Genomic DNA, 26,184 nt, shown 5'->3' with positions numbered 1-26,184 from the left:
CCGGGTCAGGCCGAGGGGTCGAACGGGATCCCGGCGGGCTTCGAGTTGGTCAGCAGGGACCGGAAGCGGTCGTCCTTGTCGGTGATCTTGATCGTGGCCGAGCCGAAGTCCGCGCTCATCAACGTGTCACGCAGCGAGGTGCTGGGCCAGCCGTCCCAGCCGACCAGCGGCGGGTAGCGCCAGTCGTGGTAGTGATTCTCCGGCGGCTCGTCGTTGCTGCTGGCAAGCCGGAAGAAGTGCGTACTGGCGCCGTCCTTGTGATAGACGACCTTGGGATGCGTGCCGTCGAAGCGCACCTGTGACCGCGCGTAGGTCACCTGGCTCGCGTGCTGGGTGGTGGTCACGTACTCGACCTGGTTGGTCGACTGGTTGATCCAGGAGATCACGTGCTCGAAGTCGTGCCGGTGGCCGCCGAGGCTGCTGCCGGGCACGGCCTGGTCCTTCTCGAAGTAGCTGGCGTACACGACCGCGCACCACCCGTTGTTGCACTTCGAGCGGGCGTAGGTCTGGGAGTTGTCGAGGTCGGACTGGTCCCGGCAGTTGCCGTTCACGGCGCCGGTCGGGTTGAGGCCGGGATTGAGCGTGCCGTCCGGGCCGATGGCCGGCGTGGCGTAGCACCCGTCGGTGTCGTAGTCGTACGCCGGTGAGAACGACTGCTCGTACCCGTTCGCATTCTGCGGGAGGCTCGGCGGCGGGGCGGCGTACGCGGCTGCGGCGGAGGTGACCATCAGCGCAGTGGTGGCGAGCACTACGCCGAGCAGGCGCTTGGCGCGACGCCGGCGTGGCGGAGGCGGGGCGGATTCGGGCATGCATCGCTCCTTCAGGAACGTCAGGTCCGGCCGGCGTACGGCGGGACCTCGGGGCGGAAACAACGAGTCGACGATGACAGGTCGGCCCCACCACAGCACATACGTTACGTGCCTACGGATTGACGTTCCGTCAACAGCCGGACGACGCATGCCGATGGGCACGGGGAAGGTATGCGCTTGACGGAGACTGCTGACATCTGGTGGAAGAACGCGGTGATCTACTGCCTCGACGTCGAGGCGTTCTTCGACACCGACGGCGACGGACGCGGCGACCTGCGGGGAGTGAGCCAGCGGATCGACCACTTGGCCGAGCTCGGGGTGACCTGCCTGTGGCTGATGCCGTTCTATCCGACGCCGGACCGCGACGACGGGTACGACATCACCGACTTCTACGGGGTCGATCCGCGGTTGGGTACGCACGGGGACGTGGTGGAGCTGATCACGCTCGCCCGGGATCGTGGCATCCGGGTGATCGCCGATCTGGTCGTCAACCACACCTCCAACCAGCATCCGTGGTTCCAGAGTGCGCGGGCCTCGCGGGAGTCGCCGTACCGAGGTTGGTACGTCTGGCGGGACGAACCGCCGGCGGACGCGGACAAGGGCGTCGTCTTCCCGGACCAGGAGACCAGTCTGTGGCAGTACGACGAGGAGGCGAAGCAGTACTACCTGCACCAGTTCTACAAGCATCAGCCGGATCTCGACATCGCCAACGCGGAGGTGCGCGAGGAGATCGAGCGCGTGATCGGCTTCTGGCTCGAGCTCGGGCTGTCCGGGTTCCGGGTGGACGCCGTACCGTTCCTGATCGACACGGCCGGCGCGCTGGACGCGGCCAACTTGCCCAAACCGCACGACTACCTTCGCGACCTGCGCGCGTTCGTGGACCGGCGGTACGGACAGGCGATCCTGCTCGGCGAGGTCAACCTGCCGTATGAGGACGTCCGGCGGTTCTACGGGGACGAGGACGGCGACGAGCTGACGATGTGCTTCGACTTCATCGGGATGCAGCGGCTCTTCCTCTCGCTGGCGCGGCACGAGCCGGCCGAGCTGGTGAAGGCGTTGCGCGCGCGTCCGGTGGTGCCGGAGGACGCGCAGTGGGGCACGTTCGTGCGGAACCACGACGAGCTCACCCTGGACAAGCTGTCCGACGCGGAGCGTCAGGAGGTCTTCGACGCGTTCGGCCCGGACAAGGACATGCAGCTCTACGGTCGCGGCCTGCGCCGGCGGCTGCCACCGATGCTGGGCAACGACCAGGCCCAGCTCAAGATGGTCTACAGCCTGCTGTTCTCGCTGCCGGGCACGCCGGTGCTGTTCTACGGCGAGGAGATCGGCATGGGGGAGAACCTTGCCGTGGAAGGCCGGTACGCCGTGCGGACGCCGATGCAGTGGACGACAGACCCGAACGGCGGCTTCTCGATGGCCGATCCGGACGAGCTGGCCACGCCGGTCGTCGAGGGCGAATACGGGCCCGAGCACGTCAACGTCGCGGCGCAGCGGCACGATCCGGACTCGCTGCTGAACTGGATGAAGCTGCTCATCGAGCGCTACCGCGAGTGCCCTGAGTTGTCCTGGGGAGAGTGCACGATCCTGGAGACCGAAGCACAGTCGGTGTTCGCGCATCGCTCCGACCACGAGGACGGTACGATCGTTGCCGTCCACAACTTCGCGGCGGAGCCGGCCGAGATCACCCTGGCGGTGGCAGGCGCCGGCGCCGGTCTCCGCGCGGTCGATCTGCTCTGCGAGGGTACGACGGACGTCGGCAGCGACGGCCTGCTGTCGCTCCAGCTCGCGCCCTACGGTTGCCGCTGGCTCCGCGTCGTACGCCCTGGTGATCGGTACATCATCTGAACGGCCGCAAACGATCTTCTTGGCGAACGGTCTACCTGCTAGCAGGAATCCTTCCTGGGGGTGAACCGTAGTCCTTTCTTGCTGCTTGAACCCGGCTGTCGCAAACCCTCGTGTGCGAGGTGTCAGTTGGTCAACACAGCAAGGAGAAACCTGAGATGAAACGCCTCGCCTTCCTCGTCGGTACGGCCGTGATCGGGCTGTCCACTCTCACTGCCTGCGGCGGCAACTCCAACGCCTCGTCGAGCGCCCCGCAGAGCAGTCCCAGCTCGTCGGCGCCGGCCACGTCGGGAGCGGCCAAGCTGTCCACGGCCACCGTGGGGAACTTCGGCAAGGTGGTTGTCGACGGCGCCGGGCGCACGCTGTACGTGTACGACGTGGACACCGCCAAGCCCTCGAAGTCGAACTGCAACGGCGCGTGCGCGACGGCCTGGCCACCGCTGCTGGCCGGCACCGGTACGACGCAGGTGAGCGGGGTGTCCGCCTCGCTGGTGGGTACGGTGACTCGCTCGGACGGAACCAAGCAGGTCACTCTCGCCGGCTGGCCGCTCTACTACTACGCCAACGACGCCAAGCCCGGGGATGCGACCGGTCAGGCCGTCGGCGGCACCTGGTGGGTCGACGGTGCCAACGGCCAGAAGATCACCACCCAGGCGTCGTCGAGCACCCCTTCCGGGAACTCCGGCTACTGATCCACTCGACCGGGGATGCTGAACTCATCCATTCGTGGTCAGTGATGCAAGGGAGCGGCACATGAAGAAACCCCTGTGGGTTGTCGTCGGTGGGGTAGTAGCAGTCCTGGGGCTGCTGTTCACCCTGCAGGGCACGGACGTCATCGGCGGCAGCGCGATGAGTGGCACCACCTTCTGGGCGATCGCCGGTCCGGTCATCCTCGTGATCGGTCTGGTCGTGGTCGTGATGGGCGTCAGGGGGAGGCGCGGCTGACAGGTTGGAGCTGCGGGCCCTCGAAATCTTGACAGAGTTAAGTAAAGGCTCCAATATCCTATCGGATCCGTGTTCCTGGGAGCGTGTGGCGAAGACCGCGCGCATCAGGGGTCTCGGCTGTCAGATGATCAGAGAGGTCACCGCTCATGACCAGATCCCTTCGCAAGAGGGCTACGCGCGGCGTCGTCGCGCTTGTCGCCGTCGGCGCGCTGCTCCCGGCGGGCGCGGCGGCGACGCCTTCCGCCGTACCTGGCGCGAGTGGGCCACCGCAGGGGCCGCGCGGCGTCGCCACGAAGACGGGTGCAGCAGTCACCACGAAGACCAGCGCGGCGAGCATCAGCACCCCGGCGACCGTCACTGCAGGTGCGAGCCCGTCGCTCGGGCCGGCGGGTGACGCCGCGGCGAAGCCCTACATGGGCTGGAGCAGCTACAGCATGCAGGTGTACTCGAACGACGGCGGCAACTGGATCTCGGCGGACCAGATCATCGCCCAGTCGGATGCGATGCACAAGAAACTCCAGCCGTACGGCTACAAGTACATCAACATCGACGCGGCCTGGAACGGCGGCACCGACGAGTACGGCCGGCCCGTGCCGAGCAAGAAGCTGTTCCCGAACGGTCTGCAGGCCGTCATCGACCACATCCACGCGAACGGCCAGAAGGTCGGGCTCTACAGCATCCCGGGCATCTCGAAGGGGATGATGGACGCTGCCTACCCGATCTACGGCCACCCGGGGTGTACGACGGCGAACCTGGCCAAGCAGCCGTTGCAGCAAGGCGACTACTGGGGCTTCGGGTACCGGATGGACATGGCGAACCCGTGCGCCCAGGCATACATCGATTCGATCGCCGATCTCTACGCGTCGTGGGGTGTCGACTTCCTGAAGTTCGACAGCGTCACGCCGGGTTCGGGTCACAACGACCTGTCGATGGATGCGCGCGAGGAGGTCAAGGGCTGGTCGCAGGCGCTCGCCCGGCACAAGATCTGGCTCGAGCTCTCCTGGGCCCTCGACATCAACTACGCGGACTACTGGAAGTCGGTCGCGAACGGCTGGCGGGTCGAGTGGGACGTCGAGTGCTACTGCCCGGGTGAGGCGCTCACGGCCTGGCCGAACATCGCGCGACTCTTCCCGAAGGCGGCCGACTGGTGGAGGCACGCCGGGCCCGGTGGCTGGAACGACTTCGACTCCCTCGATGTCGGCAACGGCACGATGGACGGTCTGACCAAGGACGAGCGCCGTACGGCGGCAACGCTGTGGGCCGTCTCCGCCGCTCCGTTCTACATCGGCAACGACATGACCAAGCTCGACTCGTACGGCGTGGAGCTGCTCACGAACCCCGAGGTCATCGCGGTCAACCAGGCCGGGCGTCCCGCGCAGCCGGTGTCGACCAAGACCAACCGGCAGGTGTGGTACTCGCTGAACGCAGACAGCTCGTACACCGTGGCGATGTTCAACCTCGGGACCACCGAGGCCGACATGACGGCGAACTTCGCCGACCTCGGTCTGGACGGCTCCGCCAAGGTGCGCGACCTCTGGGCCCGCAAGGACCTGGGACAGTTCACGTCCAGCTACACCGCGGCGACCGTTCCCCCGCACGGCGTCCGGTTGTTCAAGGTCACGCCGCAGAAGGGCGCGACGATCCGCGTCAACGACGACGATCTGCGCGTCGGGTACGACGGTGCCTGGCAGCGCAACGGCAACAACGAGGTGCCGGCAGTGTCGGAGCCGTTGACGGTCGCGGTCACCGACTCGGGTGCCGCCGCTCCGAAGGCGGCCGCCACCTCCGGCGTGCGGACTGTCGAGCTGAACGACAACGACCCGGGGATCGTCTACACCGGTTCGTGGAGCGCGAGTGCGGGCCGCGGGCTCGGCGACTATCAGGACGACGTGCACTGGTCGGAGACCAACGGCGACGCCTTCACGTACAGCTTCGTCGGCAACGGCGTCGACTACATCACGGAGAAGGACCCGTCACAGGGTGAAGTCGAGATCTACGTCGACGGTGCGTTGAAGGCGACCGTGGACACCCACGCCGACTCGCGCTCGGCGCAGCAGCTGGTCTACAGCATCTCGGACCTGCCGAACGGGACCCACACGATCCGCGGCGTGAAGAAGTCGGGACAGTTCATGCTGGTCGACAAGCTGGTCATCCGGCAGGAGAGCCTGCTGAACCCGGGTACGGCGGCGTTCGACAAGGCAGCGCCGGCCGATGTCACGACCGAGATCGGGCGTGACCCCGGTGAGCTGGTGTCGATCGCCAACGCCGGCAAGGCTCTCGTCAAGGGGACCGACTACACCGTCGACGGCAAGGTCGTGACGATCAAGCAGGCGTACCTCGCGGCGCAGCCGACCGGCAGCACCAAGCTGGACTTCAGCTTCCACGGTGACTACCGCGACGACGTCCACGCGGCGACCGCGAACGGCGCGGCCATCGAGTTCGCCTTCAAGGGCACGGCGGTCGACTGGGTCACGGCGCTCGGCCCGGACCAGGGCGACGCCGACGTCTACATCGACAACAAGCTCGTGAAGCGGGTGAACCTCGCCAACCCGGCGCGGGTCACGACCCAACCGGTGTTCACCCAGTCCGGCCTGAAGGACGGTTCGCACACTCTGCGCATCGTGAAGGTCTCGGGCGACGTACTACGCAACGACCTGATCCGCTACACGACAGGAAAGTAAGCGCCGCGGCCCCCGCGGGCTGGGAGATCACCCAGCCCGCGGGGGCTCTTCGGTCGGCAGCGCGCGGACGGACAGGAGGGTGGCGCCGATGTCGCGGATGCCGGCGAGGACTCCGTGGAGTTGCGCCTGGTCCACGACCGGCCCGGTGAGGGTCGACGTACCGTCATCTTGACGAGTGATGGTGAGGTCGCCGAGCCAGGCCGGCCAGTGGTCGTCGAGGTGCCCGGCCACTGTGAACTGGTAGCGCCGGCCACTGGTCAACGGACTGCGGTTTGGTCGAGTGCGGCCGTCGTACGGTCGGCGTTGGCGGTCTGCGGGTGTCGCTGGTTGCGCCACAGGGAGATGCCGAGCCCGATCAGAGCCACGCCGGTCGGGATCGCGAGCGGCCGGTTGAACGACTCCGGCAGGACGGCGAGAGCCAGCGTCGCTAGCGTGCCGATGGCGAGGAGTGCGGCGGCCCATCGCGCGAGGACGCGAGCGCGGAACAACGCGATACCGAAGAGGAGACCGCCGGCCAGGTAGCCCACGCCTTCGGCGGAGAGTGCGGTCTGCATCAGACCGATGTCGCCGGCCGGCGTACCACCCGCGGCTTTGATGAGTACGTCGTTGACGTAGCCGGGCGCGGTGTCGGCCAGCGTTGGGAACACGACGGTAGCGACGAACTCGATCCCCAGCATGACGATGTAGCCGGCGCTGAAGACGAGGTAGCCGATCAGCCCGAGAATCCCGATCTGCCGGACCTGCCGCAGATACATCCCGGTGATCCCGGCGAGTGCCAGCACGGCCATGACGAACTTCAGGCCGTTGCGGACGACCCACTCGGTAGTGGTGACGGACGCTACCTCCATCGCGGGGTGGTTGATCTGCACAGTGCAGAAGATCAGTCCGGCGACCGCGGCGGAAAGGCCGGCGGCCCGGGTGAGGCTGGTGGTGGTCACGGTCATGACGAGCTCCTTGGGGTTCTGGAGGCCGGGCCCGGAGAGCCTGGCGATGACCACGACAGTAGGAATCGCGGTGATGACCACACATCACCAAGCGATGCGACCGAGTTGGTGATTGGCGGCTACAGCAGGCCGAGTTCGGTGGCGCGAAGTACGGCGGCTCGCCGCGTCTTCACGTCGAGCTTGGTGAAGATGTGCCTGGTGTGGGTCCGCAACGTATTGACCGAGACGAACAACCGCTGGGCGATCTCCGGACCGGTCAGGTCGGTCGCCAGCAGCCGCAGGACGTCCAGTTCACGGTCGCTCAGGGCTTCGCCGTACGGGCTGGTGATGGTCGCAGCTCCCGTGTCGGGCACGGCTGTCCGCAGAAGCCGGGTCGCGTGCTCAGCGCTGTCCGGCCGCTGTTCTGCGGCCCGAAGTAGGTCCTGCATGGCTGGGCCCTCGTCGAGAAACAGCCGCGCGTAGCCCGCCGGGACGGCTTGGGCGAGAGTCGGCGCCAGCGCGGCATGCGCTTGGTCGGCGTCGCCTCGGGCGTGGTGGGCGAGCGCTCGCAGCATCTGGGTTTCGACCACGCCGCCGCCGCGACCGGCTGCTTGCGCCTCGCCGTGCACTCGGTCGAGCAGGGTCAAGGCATCCTCGGGCTGGTGTTGGGCGGTCAGGAGACGGGCGAGGGTGAGCTGGTCGAATTCGGCCAGGTATGCCGGCTCGTCGGTGACCGCGACCCGATGCTCCCGCGCCCAGTCCCAGGCGTCGGCCAGCTGTCCCCGGGCGATCCGTAGCCGGGCCTTCGCGGCCGGGATGGGGCGTACGTTCGGGAAGTACCCAGGCAGGTAGAGCGGTTCGGCTTGCTCAAGCATGTCCAGTGCGCCGTCGAGGTCGCCGCGTGCCTGGACAAGTCCGGCCATGGCGACGTACCAGCGATGCCGGTTCTCCAGCAGGGACGCTGCTTCTCCGAGCTCCCTGGCCAGCCGCAGATGGTGCTCGGCGGCGTCCAGGTCGCCCTGCTCGCGAAGTACGTCGGCGAGGCCGACGTGGAGATCACCGATGGAGGCCAGCACCGGACCGGTACGACGTTCCGCGGTTGCCAGCGCTCGCTCGTAGAGACGGCGTGCCTCGATCGGTTGCCCACGAGCCAGCCACATGTTGGCCAGCACCACGGTCGCGCCTAGCGCGTCGGCGATGGTGCCGGCGGCCTGCAGACTGCTCACCGCTTCGCTGAACGTGTCGACTGCCGTGACGAGATCGCCCGACGCCCAGGCCGCCAGGCCGAGGAAGCCTGCTGCGCCGCCGCGGGTGAGATGGTCCTGCGGTCCGGCCAGGTCGAGTGCGTGCCGGGCGTGCGCGATCGTGCCGTCGACGTCACCGCGCGCCTGCGCGACCGCGGCTCGGTAGATCGTGATCGTGGCCGGCAGGAGCCGCAGTTCGTCCAGGCGCGCGTCCTCGGATCCCGTCCCTTCCACGGGCGCTGTCGACGACTGTCCGGACGCAATTGCTGCGTCGGCGTGGTCGAGCCAGGCGTCGACACCGTCGAGATCGCCTTCGGACAACCGCGTCCAGGCGAGATACGCGCTCAGGAGAGGACGTCGGCGTACGACGTCGTCGGGCAAGGACTGGAGCCATCCACGCAAGGTGCGGTCCTGGCGGTGCCGTCGCAGTTCGGAGATGGCCAGCTCCACCAGATCGGCTGCTCGCTCGGAGTCGCCGGCGGCCAACGCATGCGTCACCGCGTCGGCGACCGTGCCGTTCTCGGCGTGCCACTGGCTTGCGGCCCGGTGCAGCTCGCGCAGTTTGGCTGGATGCTGTTGGGCGAGTCGTGCACTGAGTGCGTCGCCGAACAGGTGGTGGTAGCGGTACCACTGGCGCGACGCATCAAGGGGAACGAGGAACAAGTTGCCTCGCTCGAGAGCTTCCAGCGTCTTCTGTCCGTCGGTGCGGCCGGTCAGTGCGTCACACAGCGGGCCGCTCAACTCTCGCAGGACGGAGGTGCCGAGGAGGAACTCGCGCGTCTCGTCCGGCTGGCCGCGCAGTACCTCTTCCACGAGGTAGTCGAGGACGAAGCGGTGGCTGCCGGCGAACGCCTCGATGAACGCAGCCGCATCGTCCTGACCACGCATTGACACGGCGGCCAGTTGGAGGCCGACGGCCCAGCCCTCGGTCCGGTTCTCCAGGGCGGTGACGTGCGCGGGAGCGAGGTCGAGTCCCATCACCTGGTTGAGGAACGCGTCGGTCTCGGCCGGGGTGAAGCGAAGGTCCGCGGCTCGCAGCTCGATGAGCTCGCCACGGCTGCGCAGGCGGGCCAGTGGCAGCGGTGGGTCGGCGCGTGTCGTGATGGCGATCGTGGCCCGCGGTGGAAGATGGTCGAGCAGGAAGGTCATCGCTGCGTGGACCTCGGGCGCTTCGATCACGTGGTAGTCGTCCAGCGCGAGAACGGTCGATCCTTGCAGCAGGTCCAGATCGTTGATCAGGCTGACCAGGATCGCCTCGGTGGGCAGGGCTCTGTCGGTGTTCAACAGCGCGGCAGCGTCGGTGCCCACTTCCAGGTGCCGCAGCGACGCGACAAGGTGGACGAGGAACCGGCGAAGGTCGTTGTCCTCGCTGTCGAGCGACAGCCAGGCCTCGCGGCCGGTCGCGGTCAGCCATTGGCTCATCAGGGTTGTCTTGCCGAATCCAGCCGGCGCAGACACCAAGACCAGTCGGGGCTGCGATCCCTGGTCCATCCGGAGCGATGCGGTCAGTCGCGGGCGGGCCACCAGTTCGCGGCGCGGCAACGGGACGTGGAGCTTCGACCCGAGGATCACTCCCGCCTGGCCTGTGCTCATGGTCGAACGTTAGCGCCAGGCATCCCCAGGGGCCCGGACGTAGCGTCGCCAGACGTAGCGCCACGGGATGACGGCAACGATGACGACGATGAAGGAGCAGCTGAACAGCACGTCCCGCGCTTCGGCGTTCAGGTCGTTGGAGACCAGCTGGGGAATCGCGACCGCACCGATCCAGATGACCTTCCAGATCACCTCGAACAGCAGGATCGGCAGCATCCGCACGGGGTACCTGAGCCCGAGGAACGCGAGCAGCGACATGGCCGTCAGCAGACAGGCGACAACCCCTTCCATCACCGGGAGCGATCGAGCGTCCTGAACCACGACCGGCCACTTGACGACCACCAGCCCGATCCCCATGAACGCATACCCGAACCGCATGACATTCAGCTGCCGGGTAGTCAGCCCTTCGTCGAAAGAGGTGCTGGAGGTTGGTCCGCGTGGTTCGTCGTGATCGACAGTCCTGCTTCGTGTGGTCATGCCCCAAGGCTGGGGGTGGGTGGGGGGTTCGCCTAGGAAGGTTGCTGTTTGTGGGAAATGGGGGTCAGATGAGTCATGGAGGACGCCTCAGCGGCGGAGATCGCCGTGGTGCTCGAACGGGTCGGGGGACGGCTCAAGCAACTCCGCGCGCGCCGCCGGCTGACGCTCACCGATGTTGCGACGGCGACGGGGATCTCGAAGAGCACGATGTCGCGGCTCGAGAGTGGGCAGCGGCGGCCGACCCTGGAACTGTTGCTGGCGTTGTCGAATGTGTATCGGGTGCCACTGGACGACCTCGTCGCGGCGCCGGCGCAGGGCGATCCGCGGATCCGGCTCAAGCCCAGTCTCGTCAAGGGGCGGACGGTGATCCCGCTGACCCAAGAGCCCGACGGTACGCAGGCCTGGAAGATCGTCATTCCGGCCAGCAAGGCGCCCCCGGAGCTCCGGGCGCACGACGGCCACGAATGGATTTACGTGCTGTCCGGCCACCTGCGTCTCATCCTCGGCGATGAGGAGTCGGTGCTCGGACCCGGCGAGGTCGCTGAGTTCAGCACCGAGGAGCCGCATTGGTTCGGCAGCACCGGCGACGAGCCCGCGGAGATCCTCAGCATCTTCGGCCGCCCCGGCGAACGGATGAATGCCGGCGGGACGACTCCGCACGCTTAGCGCAGGTCGAGTCGCATGAGGATGCGGGGATGGCCGGCCAGGACGGACGTGGTGCCGGCGGCTTTGGTGAAGCCGGCGTGTTCGAAGTTCTTGCGGAGTCCGGCGTACGCCATGGTCAGGTCGACCTTGGCCTCGCCATTGTCCAGCGGATAGGCCTCGATCATGGGCGCGTCGTGGTCGCGGGCGAAGTCGACTGCGCCGGTGATGAGGGTGTGCGAGATGCCCCGCTTGCGATGACCAGGGCGGACGCGGATGCACCACAGTGACCAGACCGGCAGATCGTCGACGTGCGGGATCTTGCGGTTGCGGGCGAAGGAGGTCGCCGAGCGTGGTGCGATCGCGGCCCAGCCGACCGGGGTGTCGCCGTCGTACGCGAGTACTCCCGGAGCGGGCTCGGCTCGGCAGAGCTCGGCGACATACTCGCCTCGGGCCGGACCGCGCAGTTCGTTGTTCAGCTTGGACGGGATCCGGTAGCTCAGGCACCAGCAGACGTTGGACCCAGGCGATCTCGGGCCGAGGACAGCACGAACATCCTCGAAGACCGCAGCCGGGCGAATCTCGATGCTCATGGCCTCACGATCGCACGCGGTACGCACGCCAGTCGGACGCTCGGCGAACACACAGTCAGAGTGAGGCTGGTTGCGCCGCCTCCTGCTCAGTCGATGGGATGAAGTCGGTGGACCTGGCGAGCCGCGAGTGGGCTCCGAACCAGGCGTCCAGTACGGCGTCGTCGCCGAGCACGTCGAAGAGGGCCGGGCCCCGCTCGACGATGCGCAGCAGAGCGAGCAGGCGCTGCGTCGTCTCGCACATGATCGTCCCTCCGCCCAGCGTCGTAGCTTCCTGATCCCAGCCGCCGTCTCAACCGTGCCTCGGCTCGAAGCAGACGAAGTGGACGGCGCTGCAGGTCTGAACGCCGAGACCCCTCTCCCCACCCATCGCGTGGAGAGCACGAGTCGTTACAGATCCGGTCCAACGCATGGATCCGGGGATCGCGGGCACCCGGACGGGGTTGGATACCCCGAACCCGTAAAGGAGAGACCGATGGGTGTCGGAGACAAGATGAAGAACGTCGCGGACGCTGCCAAGGGCAAGGCCAAGGAGAAGGTCGGCGACGCGACCGACGACCGCGACCTGCAGGCCGAGGGCCAGGCGGAGAAGACGAAGGCCGACCTGAAGCAGGCCGGCGAAAAGGCCAAGGACGCCTTCAAGGACTGACCTCAGCATCCCGAGGGACCCCATCCAGCCAGATGCGGTCCCTCGGGCGTTTACGGGGTGCTGGCCGCCGCTGAAGTTGCCCGAGGGCACGGATTGGTGAGCGGAGTCCGTAATCCGGTTGATGGGGTGAGGGGGTAGTGCGGTGCGGGGGGCGGTGGCAGACTGCGGTTGGCGGGCTGTTGGGGAGTCAGCAGCCGGGGTGACTGGGGGACATGATGGCGGTTGGTGGCGTCGACACCTATTACGACTACGACGAGAAGCAGTGGAAGAGCCGGAGGCTCGGCGGCGGACCGATCCGCCGCGGCCCGGTGTGTCCTGCTCCGAGGACGCCGTCGCACGAACAGCACGGCTCCGGCACGACCACCCACGCCGAAAGCCGCGCGAAGAACACCGCAACCCGCGCCTCGGTCTAGCGGCCCGGAAGAGCTCCACAGCACCTAGCGGCGGCCAGTCGGGGTGTGGACTGCGCCTGTCCGGGTACAGGCCTAGAGGAGGCTACTGCGGAGTAAGGGGTGTGGTGTGACTACTGGCGAGCGGGTCGTGCGGGATGTTGGTGAGCGAGAGGCTCGGGAGACTGCTGAGGCGGCCCGCGAGACGGTGTGGGTGCGACCGAGCTTCGCCAAGCAGCTGTATCTGGGGGACTTCGACCTGTCGCTGATCCATCCGCATCCACGCGCCACGCCCGACGACACCGTCCGCGGGGACGAGTTCCTCGGCCGGCTCGCGGCGTACTGCGAGACCCTCGACGGCCTGCTGATCGAGCGCGAGGACCGCGTCCCGGACGAGTATCTGCAGGGATTCGCCGACCTGGGTGTGTTCGGCCTGAAGATTCCGGCCGAGTACGGCGGACTCGGCCTGCCGATGTCGTACTACGGGCGCGCGTTGATGCTGATCGGGTCGGTGCACCCGACTCTCGGTGCGCTGGTGTCCGCGCACCAGTCGATCGGCGTACCGGAACCGGTGAAGCAGTTCGGCACCGACGAGCAGAAGCAGCGCTTCCTGCCGCGTTGTGCGGGTGGTGCGGTGACCGCGTTCCTGCTGACCGAGCCTGATGTCGGCTCCGACCCGGCGCGGATGGCGTCGACCGCGACGCCGACCGACGACGGCGAGGCCTACCTGCTCGACGGGGTGAAGCTGTGGACCACGAACGGCGTGATCGCCGAACTCGTCGTGGTGATGGCTCGCGTTCCCGAGCACGACGGTCAGCGCGGCGGCATCACGGCGTTCGTGGTCGAGGCGGACTCGCCCGGCATCACGGTGGAGAACCGCAACGCGTTCATGGGCCTGCGCGGGCTCGAGAACGGCGTGACCCGCTTCCATCAGGTCCGGGTGCCGGCCGAGAACCGGCTGGGCCGCGAGGGGGAGGGCCTCCGGATCGCTCTCACGACGCTGAACACCGGACGACTGTCGATCCCCGCACTGTGCGCCGCGGCCGGCAAGTGGTGCGTGAAGATCGCCCGCGAATGGTCGTCGGAGCGGGTCCAGTGGGGCCGTCCGGTCGGCAAGCACGCGGCGGTGGCCGAGAAGCTCTCGTTCATCACGGCGACCACGTTCGCGCTCGAGGCGGTGCTCGACCTGTCGGCGCAGTTGGCCGATGCGGGGAGCAAGGACATCCGGATCGAGGCCGCACTCGCCAAGTTGTGGTCGAGTGAGATGGCCTGGAAGGTCGCCGACGAACTGGTGCAGATCCGCGGCGGCCGTGGCTACGAGACGGCCGACTCACTCGCCGCCCGCGGGGAGCGCGCCGTACCGGCGGAGCAGATCCTGCGCGATGTGCGGATCAACCGGATCTTCGAAGGCTCGACCGAGATCATGCATCTGCTGATCGCGCGGGAGGCGGTCGACGCGCACCTGGCTGCGGCCGGCGACCTCGCCTCGGCCGACGCGGATCTGCGGGCCAAGGCCAGAGCCGCCGTGAAGGCCAGCGGGTTCTACGCGAAGTGGCTGCCACAACTTGCCGTGGGCAAGGGATCCGTGCCGACGTCGTACGCCGAGTTCGGCCCGCTGGCGAATCAGCTCCGGTACGTCGAACGCGCGGCCCGCCGGCTGGCCCGGCAGACCTTCTACGGGATGAGCCGGTGGCAGGCCAAACTCGAATACCGGCAGGGATTCCTCGGCCGGATCGTGGACATCGGTGCGGAGTTGTTCGCGATGGCGGCCTCGTGTTCGCGGGCCGAGATGCTCCGGACGGACGATCCGGTCCGCGGCGAAGCGGCGTACGAGCTGGCAGGGGCGTTCTGCGAGCAGGCGCGGTTGCGGGTGGATCACCTGTTCGACCAACTGTGGTCGAACACCGACGACAGCGATCGGCGCTTGGCGGATCGAGTGCTGGACGGCAGGTACACCTGGCTCGAGGACGGCGTGATCGACCCGTCCGAAGGCACCGGCCCCTGGATCGCCGCCTGGCAACCGGGCGAGTCCAAGGCCTCCAACCACTCGCGCCGCTACCGCTGAACCCTCGCTACTTGCTCGCCCCGGCTTCGGCATCGCGGATCAGCTCGGTGGCGACGTCGCGGAGTTTGCGATTGGTCTGGCGGCTGAAGCGGATCAGAGTGTCGAAGGCACGGCCGGACCTGATCGAGTAGCGCTCCATCAGCAGGCCGACCGCCTGGCCGATCAGGTCGCGGGTCTCGATGGCGGCGAGCAGGTTCTCCTCCCGTTGCGCACCCGCGTAGGCGACGGCCGCGTGGGCGGCGAGCAACCTGCCGACATGCTCGGACTCGTCGGTGAAGGCGTTGGCCTCTTGGGCGTACAGGTTGAGCGCGCACAGGCTGTCGTCCTTCACGAACATGGGGAAGGCCAGCACACTCAGGGCTCCCAGCTCGGCCGCGCGGGGAGCGAACCGCGGCCAGCGGACCTCCCGGCGCATGTCGTCGACCCGGATGATCCGGCGCTCGTGCAGCACAGCGTCCAGGCACGGCCCCTCGTCGAATTCCGTCATCACGGCGTCGACACGGGCCGGCAGCACGCCCGACTCAGCCTTGTGCTCCACCCGGTTGCCACCGACGAGCGCCGTCACGGAACCAGCCTCTGCCCCGGGGACGAGATCCATGGCCGCCTGCACGACTTCTCGCAGTACCGCATCAGGATCATCGGCTTCGTGAAGTTCCCGGGCCAGTTCGCTCAGCGCATGGGCGAGCTGGCCCGGCTCCGACTGAGTGTCTTGCGGTGCCGGCCCTAGACCCCCCGAACTGCGGCGATCGGCCACGAGCACTCCTGCTTTCCTGGGTAGCACCGCGAGGCACTCCAGTCCAGGGGTTTGGCGATTTGCTCGAGCACTGGGGTTGATCTAAGCGCTTCCAGCGGTCATAGTGGTTCAGCCTCAGACAGCCGGGCACCGATTTCGTCGACCTGCCGAGGCTTCTATGCGCGATGCTGACACCAGCACTGTCCGCGAACTGATTGCCGCCTTCCACGCCGTCGAGGCCGAGCTGCGCGCGGCCCGCTGCACCGCCGATCTCGATCAGCTGACCGCCTTGATCCGACGCAAACGTTCGACCCTGTGCGAACTGCGCCGTCGCCGCCTGCAGCTGTCCTGCGTGGCGTGATCCCTCACCCACTGTCCGATTGCGGGCCCGTCCCTCTCCGGAGGGGGCAGGGGGAGCGGGCCCGCAATCACCTTCCTGCATCAATCGTTGACGTCGTGCAGTTCGAGGACGCGGTTGTCGAGGCGGGGGACGATCTGCCCCAGGACGAGCTCCTTGAAGTGGGTGGTCTGCTGGTGCGCGGCGAAGGCCTCGCGGGACTTGTACCGCTCGAGCAGCACGTACGTGCGTTCGTCGTCCAGCTGGCGATAGGCGACGAACGAGAGGTTCCCGGGTTCGGTCCGTGCCGCCTCGATCAGCCGGGGTAGCACGGCGAGCACCGCGTCCTCCTCGCCCTTCTTCATCGTGTGCCTGGCGATCACCAGAAGCTCGGTCACAGGTCCTTCTCTCTCTAGGCTCGGTACGACGCTATCCGCCCGTCGCTTCGGCGAACACCGACGTCTCAGGACGGCACGCGGTTGGGTTCCGGCGTACCGGGCGGATGGCTACTGTTGACAGGTGGGGATGGGGCCGGGTGGCCCGGCAGTGGGGCTGGAGTTGGGGGTCCGGGCGGAGCTTCGGGCTGTTCCTGGGCTGCTGCTTTCGTTGCGGCTGTTGCCGCTCGGGTACGACGCTCTGACCGGGACTGTGGAGCGGGAGCTCGCCGACAACCCGATGCTCGAGCGAACGCCGGGGTCCCCGTGCCCGGGGTGCGGGCGTCACCGTACGTCGGACAGTTGCCCGCGGTGCTCCGGCGTACTCCGGTATGCCGGCAACGACCCGGCCGTGATGCCCTTCGACACCCTGGAGGCAGCGGCCGCTTGTGAGATCCGGTCCGACTGCCGCGAGGTGCTGCCGGTCGTGATCGCGCACCTCACCAGTCGTGGGCTGCTCGACGCCGAGCCGGACCAGATCGCGACAGCGCACGGCCTTGCGCCGCGAGCTGTCGACGAGGCGGTACGAGCGATCAAGGCGGCCGGACCGGTCGGGGTCGCGGAGACCTCGGTCGTCGACCTGTTGGTCGCCCAGTCCCGCGCACTCGTGGCGGCCGGTGCCGCCGAGCCTTGGATCGTCGACCTGGTCCGGGATCACCTGGAGGCCGTCGCCACGGGGGATACCGCCACCGTTGTCCGAGCACTCCGGGTCTCGCGGGAGGACGTAGAAGATGCGTTCCGGCTCGTCCGGGCCCGGTTGCGGCCGGTCGCTGTCGTCGAGGTGCCGCAACGGCCGGAGGCGTCCGGGATCCCCGACGTGTTCGTCTATCGCACCGATTCGGGTGCCTTCGAGGTCGAGGTGCCGGACAGTGACTGGTTCGGTCTGCGCGTGGCCGAGGTGACGTCTGCGGTGCGGGCCGACTCTGAAGCAGTCGCCTGGCTCGGCGGACACGAACGGGCTGCCCGAGAGCTGCTGCGCCAGCTCGACACACGTGGCAGTGTGTTGCGGCGGGTGGCGACGTACATGGTCGATCGTCAGGCCGGCTACTTCGAGCGCGGCCCGGCGGGGCATGTCCCGCTCAACCGGACCGACGTCGCCGTCGAGCTGGGGCTGCACCCCTCCACGGTCAGTCGCTGCGTCGCCGGCAAGCTGCTGCGCCGCCCCGACGGGAAGATCGTCGCACTGGCCGATCTGCTGGGTGGCGCGGTGGCGATCAAGGCACGGATCGCGGAGCTGGCCGCGGCCGGCCGGGTCAGCGATGCCCGACTGTGTCGCGCCCTTGCGGACAGCGGACACAAGGTCGCGCGCCGGACGGTGGCGAAGTACCGCGCCGAGCTGGGCATCGCCGCCGGCGGTCTGCGCCGAACCTGACTTCGGCCGCGGGTCGCTCCAGCCCCGCCATGCGAAGAGTGCTTCGGCTGCGTGCGCTCCGCCGAGTTGGCATGAATTGTGCAGTAGGTGGGTGAGACCACGCGAGAGGGAGACATCCATGCACGACATCGACCGGGCACTGTTCGAGTCCGAAGCCTTCGGCGAAGGTGAGCAGAACGAATACCAGGAGTTCGGCGAGACGTCGGAACGCGAACTGGCGCTGGCCTCCGAGCTGCTGGAAGTCACGACCGAGGCCGAGCTCGACCGGTTCCTCGGCAGCTTGATCAGCGGCGCGATCTCCGCGGCCCGCGGCTTCGCCGGATCCGACGCCGGCCGGGCCGTCGGCGGGATCCTCAAATCGGCGGCCAAGCAGGCACTTCCGCAACTGGGGCGGGCGGTCGGGGACGTTGTGGCCCCCGGCCGGGGCGGCGCGATCGGCCAGCGCGCCGGGCAGTGGCTGGGCGGCAAGCTGGAGCTCGGGCTGCAGACCGAAGGGCTGTCGGCCGAGGACCGCGAGTACGAGGTCGCGCGCGCGTTCGTCCGGTTCGCGGACGAGACGGCGCGGCGGGCGGCGCAGGCGCCTCCCACGGTGCCGCCCGCGGTGGCTGCCCAGCGGGCCGCCCTCGCCGCAGCACAGCGCCATCTCCCCGGACTGGTGGGAGCCCAAGGAGCAGCAGGCGGTGGTCGCGGCACCGAGGGCCGCTGGATCCGTCGCGGCAACCGAATCATCGTCCTCGACGCGTGACACAGCCAAGAGAGAAGGGACAGCGGCATGTACGAGGCATTTGAGATCCCGGGGGAGAGCTACGAGTTTCCTGGTGAGGCCGAGTCCGAGTGGGAATCGGGCGAGGCGTACGAGAGCGAAGCCGAGACGATGGAAGCCGAACTCGTCCAGGAACTGCTGGAGATCACCACCGAGGCGGAGCTGGACCGGTTCCTCGGCAAGCTGGCCAGCAGCGTGATGAAAGGCGCGTCCCAGTTCGTCAAGTCGCCGATCGGCAAGGCGCTGGGCGGCGTACTGAAGAACGTCGCCAAGACGGCGCTGCCGATGGTCGGCGGAGCGCTCGGCTCGCTGGTGCTGCCCGGGGCCGGGACCGCGATCGGCGCCAAGCTGGGATCGATGGCAGGTGGCCTGCTCGAGGCGCAGGAGGCCGAGTCGATGGGCGAGGTCGAGGCCGAGTGGGAGGCCGCAAGCCGCTATGTCCGCTTCGCGCGCGGCGCCTACTCCAACGCTGCGCGGGCGCCGCAGAACATCCCGACCCGGGCAGCCGTCCGGGCGGCCGGGATCAGCGCCGCCCGGCGGTACGCGCCCAGCCTGCTCGGCTCCGACCAGCGGATGTCTCCGTGGCGCTCGCGCCGGCGGTCGTACGGCGGCGGCCGGTCCCGACCGCCGTGGGCCTTCACCGAGCCGGTGCCGTGGTTCGGCGGTGGCGACGACTACGCGGGCGGCAGCTACGGCGAGCCCGATCTGTGGTGGCAGGGCGACGACTACGAGTCCGGCGAGGGCGAGGGCGAGGCCCAGGGCCGTCCGCCCAGCAGCAACGGGTCGCGAGCCATGTCCGGGCGCTGGGTCCGCCGGGGTGGCCGCATCGTCATCCTCGGTGCCTGAGGGGTTCCGATGGCCGATCCCGGAGGCTTGGCGACTCGCCTGCTCGAGCATGAGGCGCGCGGGCTGCTGACCCGTCTGGACCAGGTGCGGCCCTTCGCTCTGCACGAGACGATGGTGCCCGCCGCGGCCCTCCCGTACGACGCGCAGCTCATCATCGAGCGCTTCCTGCACGCGAGCCGGGGCCGCCTTCGGGAGAAAGTCCACGGGTACCTCGACTGGCTGCACGGCCAGGGCCGGCACGCCGGCGCGGCCGAGCAGCAGCGGCGGTTCGTGCTGATCCGGCTGGGGTTCAACGACGTACTGTCCCAGTTCGATCTGTTCACCGAGGTCATCACCCAGCGCAGCGAACACGAGACGGGCGTCTGGCTGTCCGGCCTCGACGTACTGGCGCGGGACGCGCTCCGGGTCGACCTCGACGGCTACGAGCAGGTGCCGGCCGTGTGCTACCTCGCCCGGGGACCTGGCGCCGCGATCCGTCGGGCCCGCACGCGGTTGCCGGGCGGCGAGTCGAACCCGGTCGCGATCATCCGGGTCCCCAGGGAACGCATGGTGGGCAGCGGTATCGCAAGCTCACTGGTGCACGAAGTGGGGCATCAGGGAGCTGCGCAACTGGGGCTGGTGGAGTCGCTGCGCGGCGACCTCGCCCGGGCGGCGAGCAAGGACCCGCAGGGCTGCTGGCCGACGTGGGACAAGTGGATCAGTGAGATCGTCGCCGACTGCTGGTCGGTCGGGAAGCTCGGGATCACGTCCACCATCGGTCTGCTCGCCGTCGTCAGCCTGCCGGCGTTCTTCGTCTTCCGGCCGTCCGGCAATGATCCGCATCCCGTTCCGTACCTGCGGGTCCTGGTCAGCGCAACGATCGGCGAGGCCGTCTATCCGCATCCGCAGTGGGCCGCGATGCGGCACACCTGGAAGCAGCTGTACCCGACCAGCGAGCTGCCGGCCGGCCGGCGTACCCAACTGGAGCGGCTCGAGACCGCGATCCCGGACTTCGTCCGGCTGCTGCTCGGACACCGCTCGGCCGCTCTGCATGGTCACCGGCTCGGCGACATCTGGCCGAGCCGGGAACGCCACCCGGCGCGGCTGATCCGGCTGCACCACGACTGGGCCGGCGACATCGCGGTGATGGCGCGCCAGCCCCCGTCGCTGGTGTTCGCGGTCATCGGCCAGGCCAAATTGGCCGGCCTGATCAGCCCGGAGGAGGAGAGCCGACTGCTGTCGGTCCTGCTCCAGGCCTGGGCGGTCCGCAGCAGTCTCGACGTCGTCCAGCGGCCCACCACCAACCACGCACAGCCCGCGCGACGGGCGTCATAACGAACTATCGAAAGGACACGACCGTGCACGTTTCGTGGACACCGGATCCCATCCGGGCCGGCCAGCGGGCCGTCCTGCAGATCCTGCTCGAGGACACCGATGACCCGGGCGACTACACCTTCCGGCTCACTGTCGCGGCCGACGACGTCAACCCCTTCGGCACCGGCGAGACCCATCGGATGCGGCGCGGCCTGGACTTCGAACCCGAGGTGCTGTTCGCCGTCGAGGGAAACAAGACGCTGACCATCACCAGGGGAAAGGAGGGCCCCAACGAGGGAGACCCGGAAGTGGTCATCCCGGTGCTCGCCACGCTCACGCCGCAGGTGCCGACCCAGACGGTCGCCCTGGTGGCGGGCGACCCGCCGCAGAGCGCCGACGAGGTGCTCTGGAGTTTCATCCGTGAGCTCACCGGGCAACTGCGGTTCGAGGAGTTCCACGAGTTCGTCGAGCCCAAGCTCACCGGCCTGTCCGGGCCCGAGTGGTTCGGCACCGACGCCTACCGCCGGCTCTTCCGGGCCGCTGAGACCTTCGTCGAGGCCGCCGCCGACCCGCTGCGCGCGATCGAGAAGCGGCGGCTGCTCAAGGACGAGATCTCGCTGGGAACCGTGACCGGCGGGCTCGAGCGGTCGTACGTGAGCAGCGAGCGCGACGACCTGGCGCAGCCGTTCCTGCGGTTCGCCCCCGATGTCCAGTTCCGGAACGACCAGGGGGTGGCGGCCAGGGGCGGCGGCGGGGGACCTGCCGCGCAGTTCCCGCTGCCGAACGTGCCGTTCGTCGAGTTGATCTGGAACTACTGGCACGAGGAAGGCGGCCTCGTGCAGACGATGAACCACATCCTCGCCCGGTTCCAGAACCGCCGGATCGGACCGCAGTACGACGCTCTGGCCCGGTTCGACCTGAATCCGCTGCTGCCACTGCGCAACCTGCTCTGGGGATTCACCGAGGACGAGCAGAGCCGGCTGACCGTGCGCCGGCGGGCGGCGGAGTACATGGTGCAGTACGGTCTGCCGCTGGTCGGTCGTGCCGTGCCACCGCCGTACACGATGGTGGATCGGCGGACGCAGTTCCTGGAGGGCTTCCACGCGTTGCTGCACGCGGCGCACGAGTTCTACAAGGAGCGGGACGACAAGACCGTCGACGCCGACGCGTTCCCGTTGCTGAGCAGCCTGCGCGAGGTCCATCTGGTGCTGGCGCACGGGGCGCACAACCAGTTCGCCGACCTGCCGCTGGTGGCGCGCGCGGAGATGCTGACGATGCAGTGGATCCTGGCCCAGCCGGAGATGCGGGAGTTCCTCGGCGGCCCGACCATGGTCCCGTACGAAGAGGACTGGATGGACCGGGTGGACACCATGAAGAGCATCCAGGGGTGGCCCGAGGCCAGCATCACGCACTTCTTCGAGCTGGCCGTCCACGGCGAGCAGATCCTGCTCTCGATCCGGCACGGCCGCTGGAACGAGTCGAGCCGGACCCGCGAGGACGCCGCGAACTGGGCACTGACGTGGCGCAACGAGATCCAGCGCTACATCCACGCCTACCGGACCGTCACCGGGGTCGATCTGCAGACCTCGGTCGACGCCACCATGCCCTCGGTTCTGCTGGCTCGCCGCGGTGCGCGGCAAATCCGACGAGCGTGACCGGTCATGTCGCGACGGACCCGAGGCTCGACTTCACGTCGTCGTTGTTCCTCGGCCTGCAGCATGGCAGCAGTTCGCTGCCGCCATGGGCTTCGCTCACGACCGGCGTACCCGCGGTGCTGCACGAGGCGCCGGTCGCGCGTCGGGTCGCTGCCGCCGTCGCGGCAGCGCAGGGTGCGCCGGCCGGCGTGGTCGGCCGTTCCGCGCTGCATGCGCTGATGGACGTGATGGGGATGATCCCGCAACGCGGCGACCTCGTCGCCATCGACGCGGCGGCCTACTCGCTCGCCGAGTGGGCCGCACTGCGCGCAGCGGCCAACGGTGCTGTGGTGCGCAGGTTTCCGCATCACCGTCCGGAGGCGATCGTCGCCGAGCCCGGGCGACGGCTGTTCGTGCTGACCGACGGGTGGTGCCCCGGCTGCAACCGGCCGGCGCCGCTGCCGGACTTGCGGCGGCTAGCCCGCGACACGGGGGGCGAACTCATCGTCGACGACTCACTGGCGTTCGGTGTCCTAGGCAACAAACTTCGGGGTGAGGTGTTCGGAGACGGCAGCGGTACGCCGGGATGGTGCGGGCTGGATCACCCGGCGATCGTCTGGGTCGCGTCGTTGGCCAAGGCCTACGGGGCGCCGCTGGCGGTGACGACCGGCGACGCGTCCACCATCAGGCGACTGGCTGCGGATGGCGGCAACCGGGTGCACAGCAGCCCGCCCTCGGCTGCCGACCTCGGGGCTGCGAGCACCGCTCTGCGAGATGGGAGCGACAACCGGGCTCGCCGTACGACGCTGCAAGGGCATGTACTGCGTTTGCGCAACCGCTTGCGTGACATCGGCCTGTCGGTCAACGGCCTCCCGTTTCCTGTTGTCAGCATCCGGTTGCCGGGATCAGATGCCCAGAGCTGGTGGTCGCATCTGCAGTCGGCGGGCATTCGCGCCGTACTCCAGCAATCACGGTGCCGGCGCGGCGTCATGCTCACCGTCCTGGTGCGTGCCGATCACTCGCCTGCCGATCTCGACCGGCTCGCCGTGGCGCTGCGAGGGCTGGTTGGACGGCGAGGTGCGGCATGAGACGGCCCCCGATCATCGACTCGCACTGCCACGCCGGCCTTGGCGACGGATTCACCGGTCCGTGGGACACGGACGCATCGCTCGGCAAGTATCGGCACCGGGCTCTGGAGGCGGGCATCGACCGGACGGTGCTGTTGGCTCCGCTGACCTCGGACTACCGCTCCGCCAATCGGGCGGTGGGCGCGATGGTGACCGCCGAGCCGCAACGCTACCTCGGCTTCGCCTTCGTCAATCCGGTGACCGATCGAGGGCGGATCGCTGTGATGGTAGACGAGGCACGAGCCTGGGGTGCGTGCGGCATCAAGGTGCACTGGAAGGACGGCCGGATCACCCGGGAGATCGCCGAGGTGGCCCGGCGCCGGAAGCTGCCGATCCTGTACGACCCGGCCGGCGACACCGCCACCGTGGAGATGGCGGCGACGGCGTACCCGGAGGTCGCCTGGATCATCCCGCACCTGTCGTCGTTCTCCGACGACTGGAAAGCCCAGATCGCCTTCGTCGACCAGCTCGTCCGGTTGCCGAACCTCTTCACCGACACCGCCGGCGTGCGCTACTTCGACGTACTGGCTGATGCCGTACGACGGGCCGGACCGGACAAGGTGCTCTTCGGCTCCGACGGCCCGTTCCTCCATCCCGTGGTGGAGATCAGCAAGATCCACGCCCTGCACCTGACCCCGGCGGACGCCGCGCTCGTGCTCGGCGGCAACCTCCTGCGACTGACCCGGACCGCCCGCCGCTCGGCTCGGCCGTCGCCGCCTCATCCAGCGACACCCCGGAACCGGAGGTACTGACGATGACCACACTGCAGGAATCGGAGGCCCGGACGTGGTCCCCGCTGGGCCCCGCCGCACCTCGGCCAGGCCAGCCCCACCCGCGGCTGGTGCTGACGGCGCCGGGATTCGTGGAGATCAAGCCCCACACGGCCAGTGGGATCAAGTCCGGCCTGACCCAACTCGCCGGCCGCCTCCGCGGGGCAGGACGCACGGTCGGGGTCCTCGCGACCTACCTCGGCGTCGACGCCCGCGGCCGCCCGATCCGGACGGGCCGGCCGGGATTCGTTCGGGTGAACGCGACGCTCGTGGACCTGGGCACGACACCGGTACCCACGACGGCGCAGTACAGCCGGCCCGCGCAGTGGTTCTACCTCGGCCTGGCTCCCGTGCCTCCCAAGGTCGACCACCCACCGGTGGATCACGCACCCGCCTTCGGCTGGGCCGTCGAGCCGATCGTCCAGCGACAGGTCATGCAGATGGCCCACTTGCAGACCAAGAACCGGAGGTGGGTGCCGCTGGGAGGTCCAGGGCGCGGCCCCGATATCGAGTACAGCGAGCTTGCCCAGTTCTATCGGGAGCTGGCGCACGAGTTGCGGGATCCGTTGTACGCCGAGATCGCGTCGGAGCTGGAGGCGATGGCCGCCTAGCTCACTCACCGGTACGGCGTTTCGCCCGGCGCAGCTGCAATGCCCGGTCGGTGACGCCGAGACGCGCGGCGGCGGCGCGGACGCTGCCCCCGGATTCTTCGATCGCCGCGGTGACCGCCAGATCGGCGACATGGTCGCGCAGTTCCCTGAGCGTCATGCCCTGCCGCAGCTGCTGCCGGATCGACTCCATCAGGGTCGGCGCCCGGCTGTCCGCCGTACCGTCCGCGGTCACCGGGCGATCCGAGGGCGGGAGATCGCCTGGCGTGACGGGGCCCGGGCCTACGTGCCGCGACGCGACGCGATGGGCGAGCTGCCGCAGGTCGCGGAGATTGCCGGGGTAGTCCCGCCGCCGCAACGCGATCTCCACCTCCGGTGTCACCTCGGCCGGTTCGGCCTGGCCCTGGGCCTCGGACACGAAGCTGCGGAACAACGGGATCAGATCGCCGGGCCGGTCCCGCAAGGGCGGCAACTGCACGGAGTACGCCGCGATGCGGTAGTAGAAGTCGGCCCGGAACCGTCCGGCGATCACGTCGTCCTCCAGGACGCGGTTGGTGGCACAGATCAGCCGGAAACTCGTGTGCTGCCAGGTGTCGGCGCCGACCCGCTTGTACATGCCCTCCTGGACGACGCGCAGCAGTTCCGGCTGCAACTCGAGGGGGAGCTCACCCACTTCGTCGAGCATCAGCGTCCCGCCGTTGGCGGCGGCGCAGGCGCCGGTCCGCACGCTCACCGCGCCCGTGAACGCTCCCCGCTCATGGCCGAACAACTCCGAGCCCGACAGCGTGGGCACGATGGTCGTGCAGTCCACCACCACGAGGTGCCCGGACCGGCCCGCCGCGCTCACCGTGTGCGCCACTTTCGCGGCCAGTTCCTTCCCGGTCCCGGTCTCGCCGGTGATCAGGATCGGTCCACCGCCGAACTTGGCGGCCGTGACCAGATCCCGCAAGGCGTGGCGCAAGGCCGGGCTGGTACCCCGGATCACGTCGGCCACCGGCGCCGACTTCACGACGTTCTCGACCTCGATCAGTCGCTCGAGGCGAGCCTGGATCGGCAGCGGATCGCCGGCCCAGATCATCAGGTCGGTCGCACCGCAGGCGAGCAGCGACCAGGGCTCGAGGCTATGTCCTGCCTCGGATACGACGATCACGTGGGCGTTGGTGGACGCCGCCAGCGCGAGCGTGTGTTCGAGATCGCGGGAGAAGGCCGAGCACACGACGACGCCGGTGAGTTCGCCCGGTTCGGGAGCGGTCACCGACCGCAGATCCGGGTGCGAACCGCAGATCGCGCGCGCGATGGCCTTGGTACGTGAACCTCCGCCAAGGTCGAGCACCCACGTCATCAGATCCCCCGGGAGAACCCCGTTAGAGCCTGGGTCCACGCCCCTCCGCCGCCGGCCACAGCCGGCCACCCGGCCC

The 26,184-nt window shown here is 68.7% G+C and carries 27 protein-coding genes; 17 read left to right on the top strand and 10 right to left on the bottom strand.

The window, feature by feature from the left end; genetic code table 11:
- Positions 1-5: 5 nt before the first annotated feature.
- Complete coding sequence (locus ACXC9Q_RS19575; protein ID WP_457058023.1) at positions 6-809, bottom strand: NPP1 family protein; 804 nt, start codon at positions 807-809, stop codon at positions 6-8.
- A gap of 171 nt (positions 810-980) precedes the next feature.
- Here ACXC9Q_RS19575 and ACXC9Q_RS19570 point away from each other — a divergent pair, with 171 nt between their 5' ends.
- The 4 genes from ACXC9Q_RS19570 (at position 981) to ACXC9Q_RS19555 (ending at position 6,277) form a co-directional block, all read left to right on the top strand.
- Positions 981-2,654 carry an alpha-amylase family protein gene (locus tag ACXC9Q_RS19570; protein ID WP_457058022.1) on the top strand — a complete coding sequence of 558 codons (1,674 nt, stop codon included), beginning with the start codon at positions 981-983 and terminating at the stop codon, positions 2,652-2,654.
- A 155-nt stretch (positions 2,655-2,809) separates the two neighbouring features.
- A complete protein-coding gene (locus tag ACXC9Q_RS19565; RefSeq protein WP_457058021.1) occupies positions 2,810-3,343 on the top strand; it encodes a hypothetical protein in 534 nt (177 codons plus the stop codon).
- Between the two features lie 61 nt (positions 3,344-3,404).
- Positions 3,405-3,596 carry a hypothetical protein gene (locus tag ACXC9Q_RS19560; protein ID WP_329476513.1) on the top strand — a complete coding sequence of 64 codons (192 nt, stop codon included), beginning with the start codon at positions 3,405-3,407 and terminating at the stop codon, positions 3,594-3,596.
- A gap of 146 nt (positions 3,597-3,742) precedes the next feature.
- Positions 3,743-6,277, top strand: a complete 2,535-nt coding sequence (locus ACXC9Q_RS19555; RefSeq protein ID WP_457058020.1) for a X2-like carbohydrate binding domain-containing protein — start codon at positions 3,743-3,745, stop codon at positions 6,275-6,277.
- A gap of 27 nt (positions 6,278-6,304) precedes the next feature.
- Here ACXC9Q_RS19555 and ACXC9Q_RS19550 read toward each other — a convergent pair whose 3' ends face one another.
- The 4 genes from ACXC9Q_RS19550 to ACXC9Q_RS19535 form a co-directional block, all read right to left on the bottom strand.
- Positions 6,305-6,538: a hypothetical protein gene (locus tag ACXC9Q_RS19550; protein ID WP_457058019.1), complete on the bottom strand. Its 234-nt coding sequence runs from the start codon at positions 6,536-6,538 to the stop codon at positions 6,305-6,307.
- Entirely contained in the window at positions 6,535-7,221 is a 687-nt protein-coding gene (locus ACXC9Q_RS19545; RefSeq protein ID WP_457058018.1) for a hypothetical protein, read from the bottom strand. The genes ACXC9Q_RS19550 and ACXC9Q_RS19545 overlap by 4 nt, the downstream gene beginning before the upstream one ends.
- 119 nt (positions 7,222-7,340) lie before the next feature.
- The gene (locus ACXC9Q_RS19540) at positions 7,341-10,037 is read right to left on the bottom strand and encodes a tetratricopeptide repeat protein (protein WP_457058017.1); all 2,697 of its coding nucleotides are present in this window, start codon (positions 10,035-10,037) and stop codon (positions 7,341-7,343) included.
- Positions 10,038-10,046: 9 nt separating this feature from the next.
- A complete protein-coding gene (locus ACXC9Q_RS19535) occupies positions 10,047-10,415 on the bottom strand; it encodes a hypothetical protein (RefSeq protein ID WP_457058016.1) in 369 nt (122 codons plus the stop codon).
- Between the two features lie 174 nt (positions 10,416-10,589).
- Between ACXC9Q_RS19535 and ACXC9Q_RS19530 the strand changes: the two genes are divergently transcribed.
- On the top strand, positions 10,590-11,180 hold the full coding sequence (locus ACXC9Q_RS19530) for a helix-turn-helix domain-containing protein (protein WP_457058015.1): 591 nt from the start codon (positions 10,590-10,592) through the stop codon (positions 11,178-11,180).
- Here ACXC9Q_RS19530 and ACXC9Q_RS19525 read toward each other — a convergent pair.
- Entirely contained in the window at positions 11,177-11,749 is a 573-nt protein-coding gene (locus ACXC9Q_RS19525) for a GNAT family N-acetyltransferase (protein WP_457058014.1), read from the bottom strand. The genes ACXC9Q_RS19530 and ACXC9Q_RS19525 overlap by 4 nt on opposite strands.
- 55 nt (positions 11,750-11,804) lie before the next feature.
- Positions 11,805-11,990, bottom strand: a complete 186-nt coding sequence (locus tag ACXC9Q_RS19520; protein ID WP_457058013.1) for a hypothetical protein — start codon at positions 11,988-11,990, stop codon at positions 11,805-11,807.
- Between the two features lie 231 nt (positions 11,991-12,221).
- Here ACXC9Q_RS19520 and ACXC9Q_RS19515 point away from each other — a divergent pair, with 231 nt between their 5' ends.
- The 3 genes from ACXC9Q_RS19515 (at position 12,222) to ACXC9Q_RS19505 (ending at position 14,849) form a co-directional block, all read left to right on the top strand.
- Positions 12,222-12,395, top strand: coding sequence for a CsbD family protein (locus ACXC9Q_RS19515; RefSeq protein ID WP_457058012.1), 174 nt, complete (start codon positions 12,222-12,224; stop codon positions 12,393-12,395).
- A gap of 212 nt (positions 12,396-12,607) precedes the next feature.
- Complete coding sequence (locus ACXC9Q_RS19510) at positions 12,608-12,808, top strand: hypothetical protein (protein ID WP_457058011.1); 201 nt, start codon at positions 12,608-12,610, stop codon at positions 12,806-12,808.
- A 106-nt stretch (positions 12,809-12,914) separates the two neighbouring features.
- Complete coding sequence (locus ACXC9Q_RS19505) at positions 12,915-14,849, top strand: acyl-CoA dehydrogenase family protein (RefSeq protein ID WP_457058010.1); 1,935 nt, start codon at positions 12,915-12,917, stop codon at positions 14,847-14,849.
- A gap of 7 nt (positions 14,850-14,856) precedes the next feature.
- On the opposite strand, the gene ACXC9Q_RS19500 is transcribed toward ACXC9Q_RS19505, so the two are convergent.
- Positions 14,857-15,603: a GAF and ANTAR domain-containing protein gene (locus ACXC9Q_RS19500; protein ID WP_457058009.1), complete on the bottom strand. Its 747-nt coding sequence runs from the start codon at positions 15,601-15,603 to the stop codon at positions 14,857-14,859.
- A 157-nt stretch (positions 15,604-15,760) separates the two neighbouring features.
- Here ACXC9Q_RS19500 and ACXC9Q_RS19495 point away from each other — a divergent pair, with 157 nt between their 5' ends.
- Positions 15,761-15,943, top strand: a complete 183-nt coding sequence (locus ACXC9Q_RS19495; RefSeq protein ID WP_457058008.1) for a hypothetical protein — start codon at positions 15,761-15,763, stop codon at positions 15,941-15,943.
- An 80-nt stretch (positions 15,944-16,023) separates the two neighbouring features.
- On the opposite strand, the gene ACXC9Q_RS19490 is transcribed toward ACXC9Q_RS19495, so the two are convergent.
- On the bottom strand, positions 16,024-16,317 hold the full coding sequence (locus ACXC9Q_RS19490) for a putative quinol monooxygenase (protein WP_457058007.1): 294 nt from the start codon (positions 16,315-16,317) through the stop codon (positions 16,024-16,026).
- Positions 16,318-16,444: 127 nt separating this feature from the next.
- Between ACXC9Q_RS19490 and ACXC9Q_RS19485 the strand changes: the two genes are divergently transcribed.
- The 8 genes from ACXC9Q_RS19485 (at position 16,445) to ACXC9Q_RS19450 (ending at position 24,769) form a co-directional block, all read left to right on the top strand.
- Positions 16,445-17,725, top strand: a complete 1,281-nt coding sequence (locus tag ACXC9Q_RS19485; protein ID WP_457058114.1) for an RNA polymerase factor sigma-54 — start codon at positions 16,445-16,447, stop codon at positions 17,723-17,725.
- A 118-nt stretch (positions 17,726-17,843) separates the two neighbouring features.
- Positions 17,844-18,470 (top strand): hypothetical protein, encoded by a 627-nt coding sequence (locus ACXC9Q_RS19480; RefSeq protein WP_457058006.1) that lies wholly within the window; start codon positions 17,844-17,846, stop codon positions 18,468-18,470.
- Positions 18,471-18,497: 27 nt separating this feature from the next.
- On the top strand, positions 18,498-19,334 hold the full coding sequence (locus ACXC9Q_RS19475; RefSeq protein ID WP_457058005.1) for a hypothetical protein: 837 nt from the start codon (positions 18,498-18,500) through the stop codon (positions 19,332-19,334).
- A gap of 9 nt (positions 19,335-19,343) precedes the next feature.
- A complete protein-coding gene (locus ACXC9Q_RS19470; RefSeq protein ID WP_457058004.1) occupies positions 19,344-20,648 on the top strand; it encodes a hypothetical protein in 1,305 nt (434 codons plus the stop codon).
- A gap of 23 nt (positions 20,649-20,671) precedes the next feature.
- The gene (locus ACXC9Q_RS19465; protein ID WP_457058003.1) at positions 20,672-22,282 is read left to right on the top strand and encodes a hypothetical protein; all 1,611 of its coding nucleotides are present in this window, start codon (positions 20,672-20,674) and stop codon (positions 22,280-22,282) included.
- A complete protein-coding gene (locus tag ACXC9Q_RS19460) occupies positions 22,279-23,349 on the top strand; it encodes an aminotransferase class I/II-fold pyridoxal phosphate-dependent enzyme (RefSeq protein WP_457058002.1) in 1,071 nt (356 codons plus the stop codon). The genes ACXC9Q_RS19465 and ACXC9Q_RS19460 overlap by 4 nt, the downstream gene beginning before the upstream one ends.
- Positions 23,346-24,140 carry an amidohydrolase family protein gene (locus ACXC9Q_RS19455; protein ID WP_457058001.1) on the top strand — a complete coding sequence of 265 codons (795 nt, stop codon included), beginning with the start codon at positions 23,346-23,348 and terminating at the stop codon, positions 24,138-24,140. The genes ACXC9Q_RS19460 and ACXC9Q_RS19455 overlap by 4 nt, the downstream gene beginning before the upstream one ends.
- A 2-nt stretch (positions 24,141-24,142) precedes the next feature.
- Positions 24,143-24,769, top strand: a complete 627-nt coding sequence (locus ACXC9Q_RS19450) for a hypothetical protein (RefSeq protein WP_457058000.1) — start codon at positions 24,143-24,145, stop codon at positions 24,767-24,769.
- A 1-nt stretch (position 24,770) separates the two neighbouring features.
- Here ACXC9Q_RS19450 and ACXC9Q_RS19445 read toward each other — a convergent pair whose 3' ends face one another.
- Complete coding sequence (locus ACXC9Q_RS19445) at positions 24,771-26,108, bottom strand: sigma-54-dependent transcriptional regulator (protein ID WP_457057999.1); 1,338 nt, start codon at positions 26,106-26,108, stop codon at positions 24,771-24,773.
- Positions 26,109-26,184: the final 76 nt, after the last annotated feature.

The sequence above is a fragment of the Kribbella sp. CWNU-51 genome (assembly GCF_054073265.1).
This window is presented reverse-complemented; position numbering and strand designations above follow the sequence as displayed.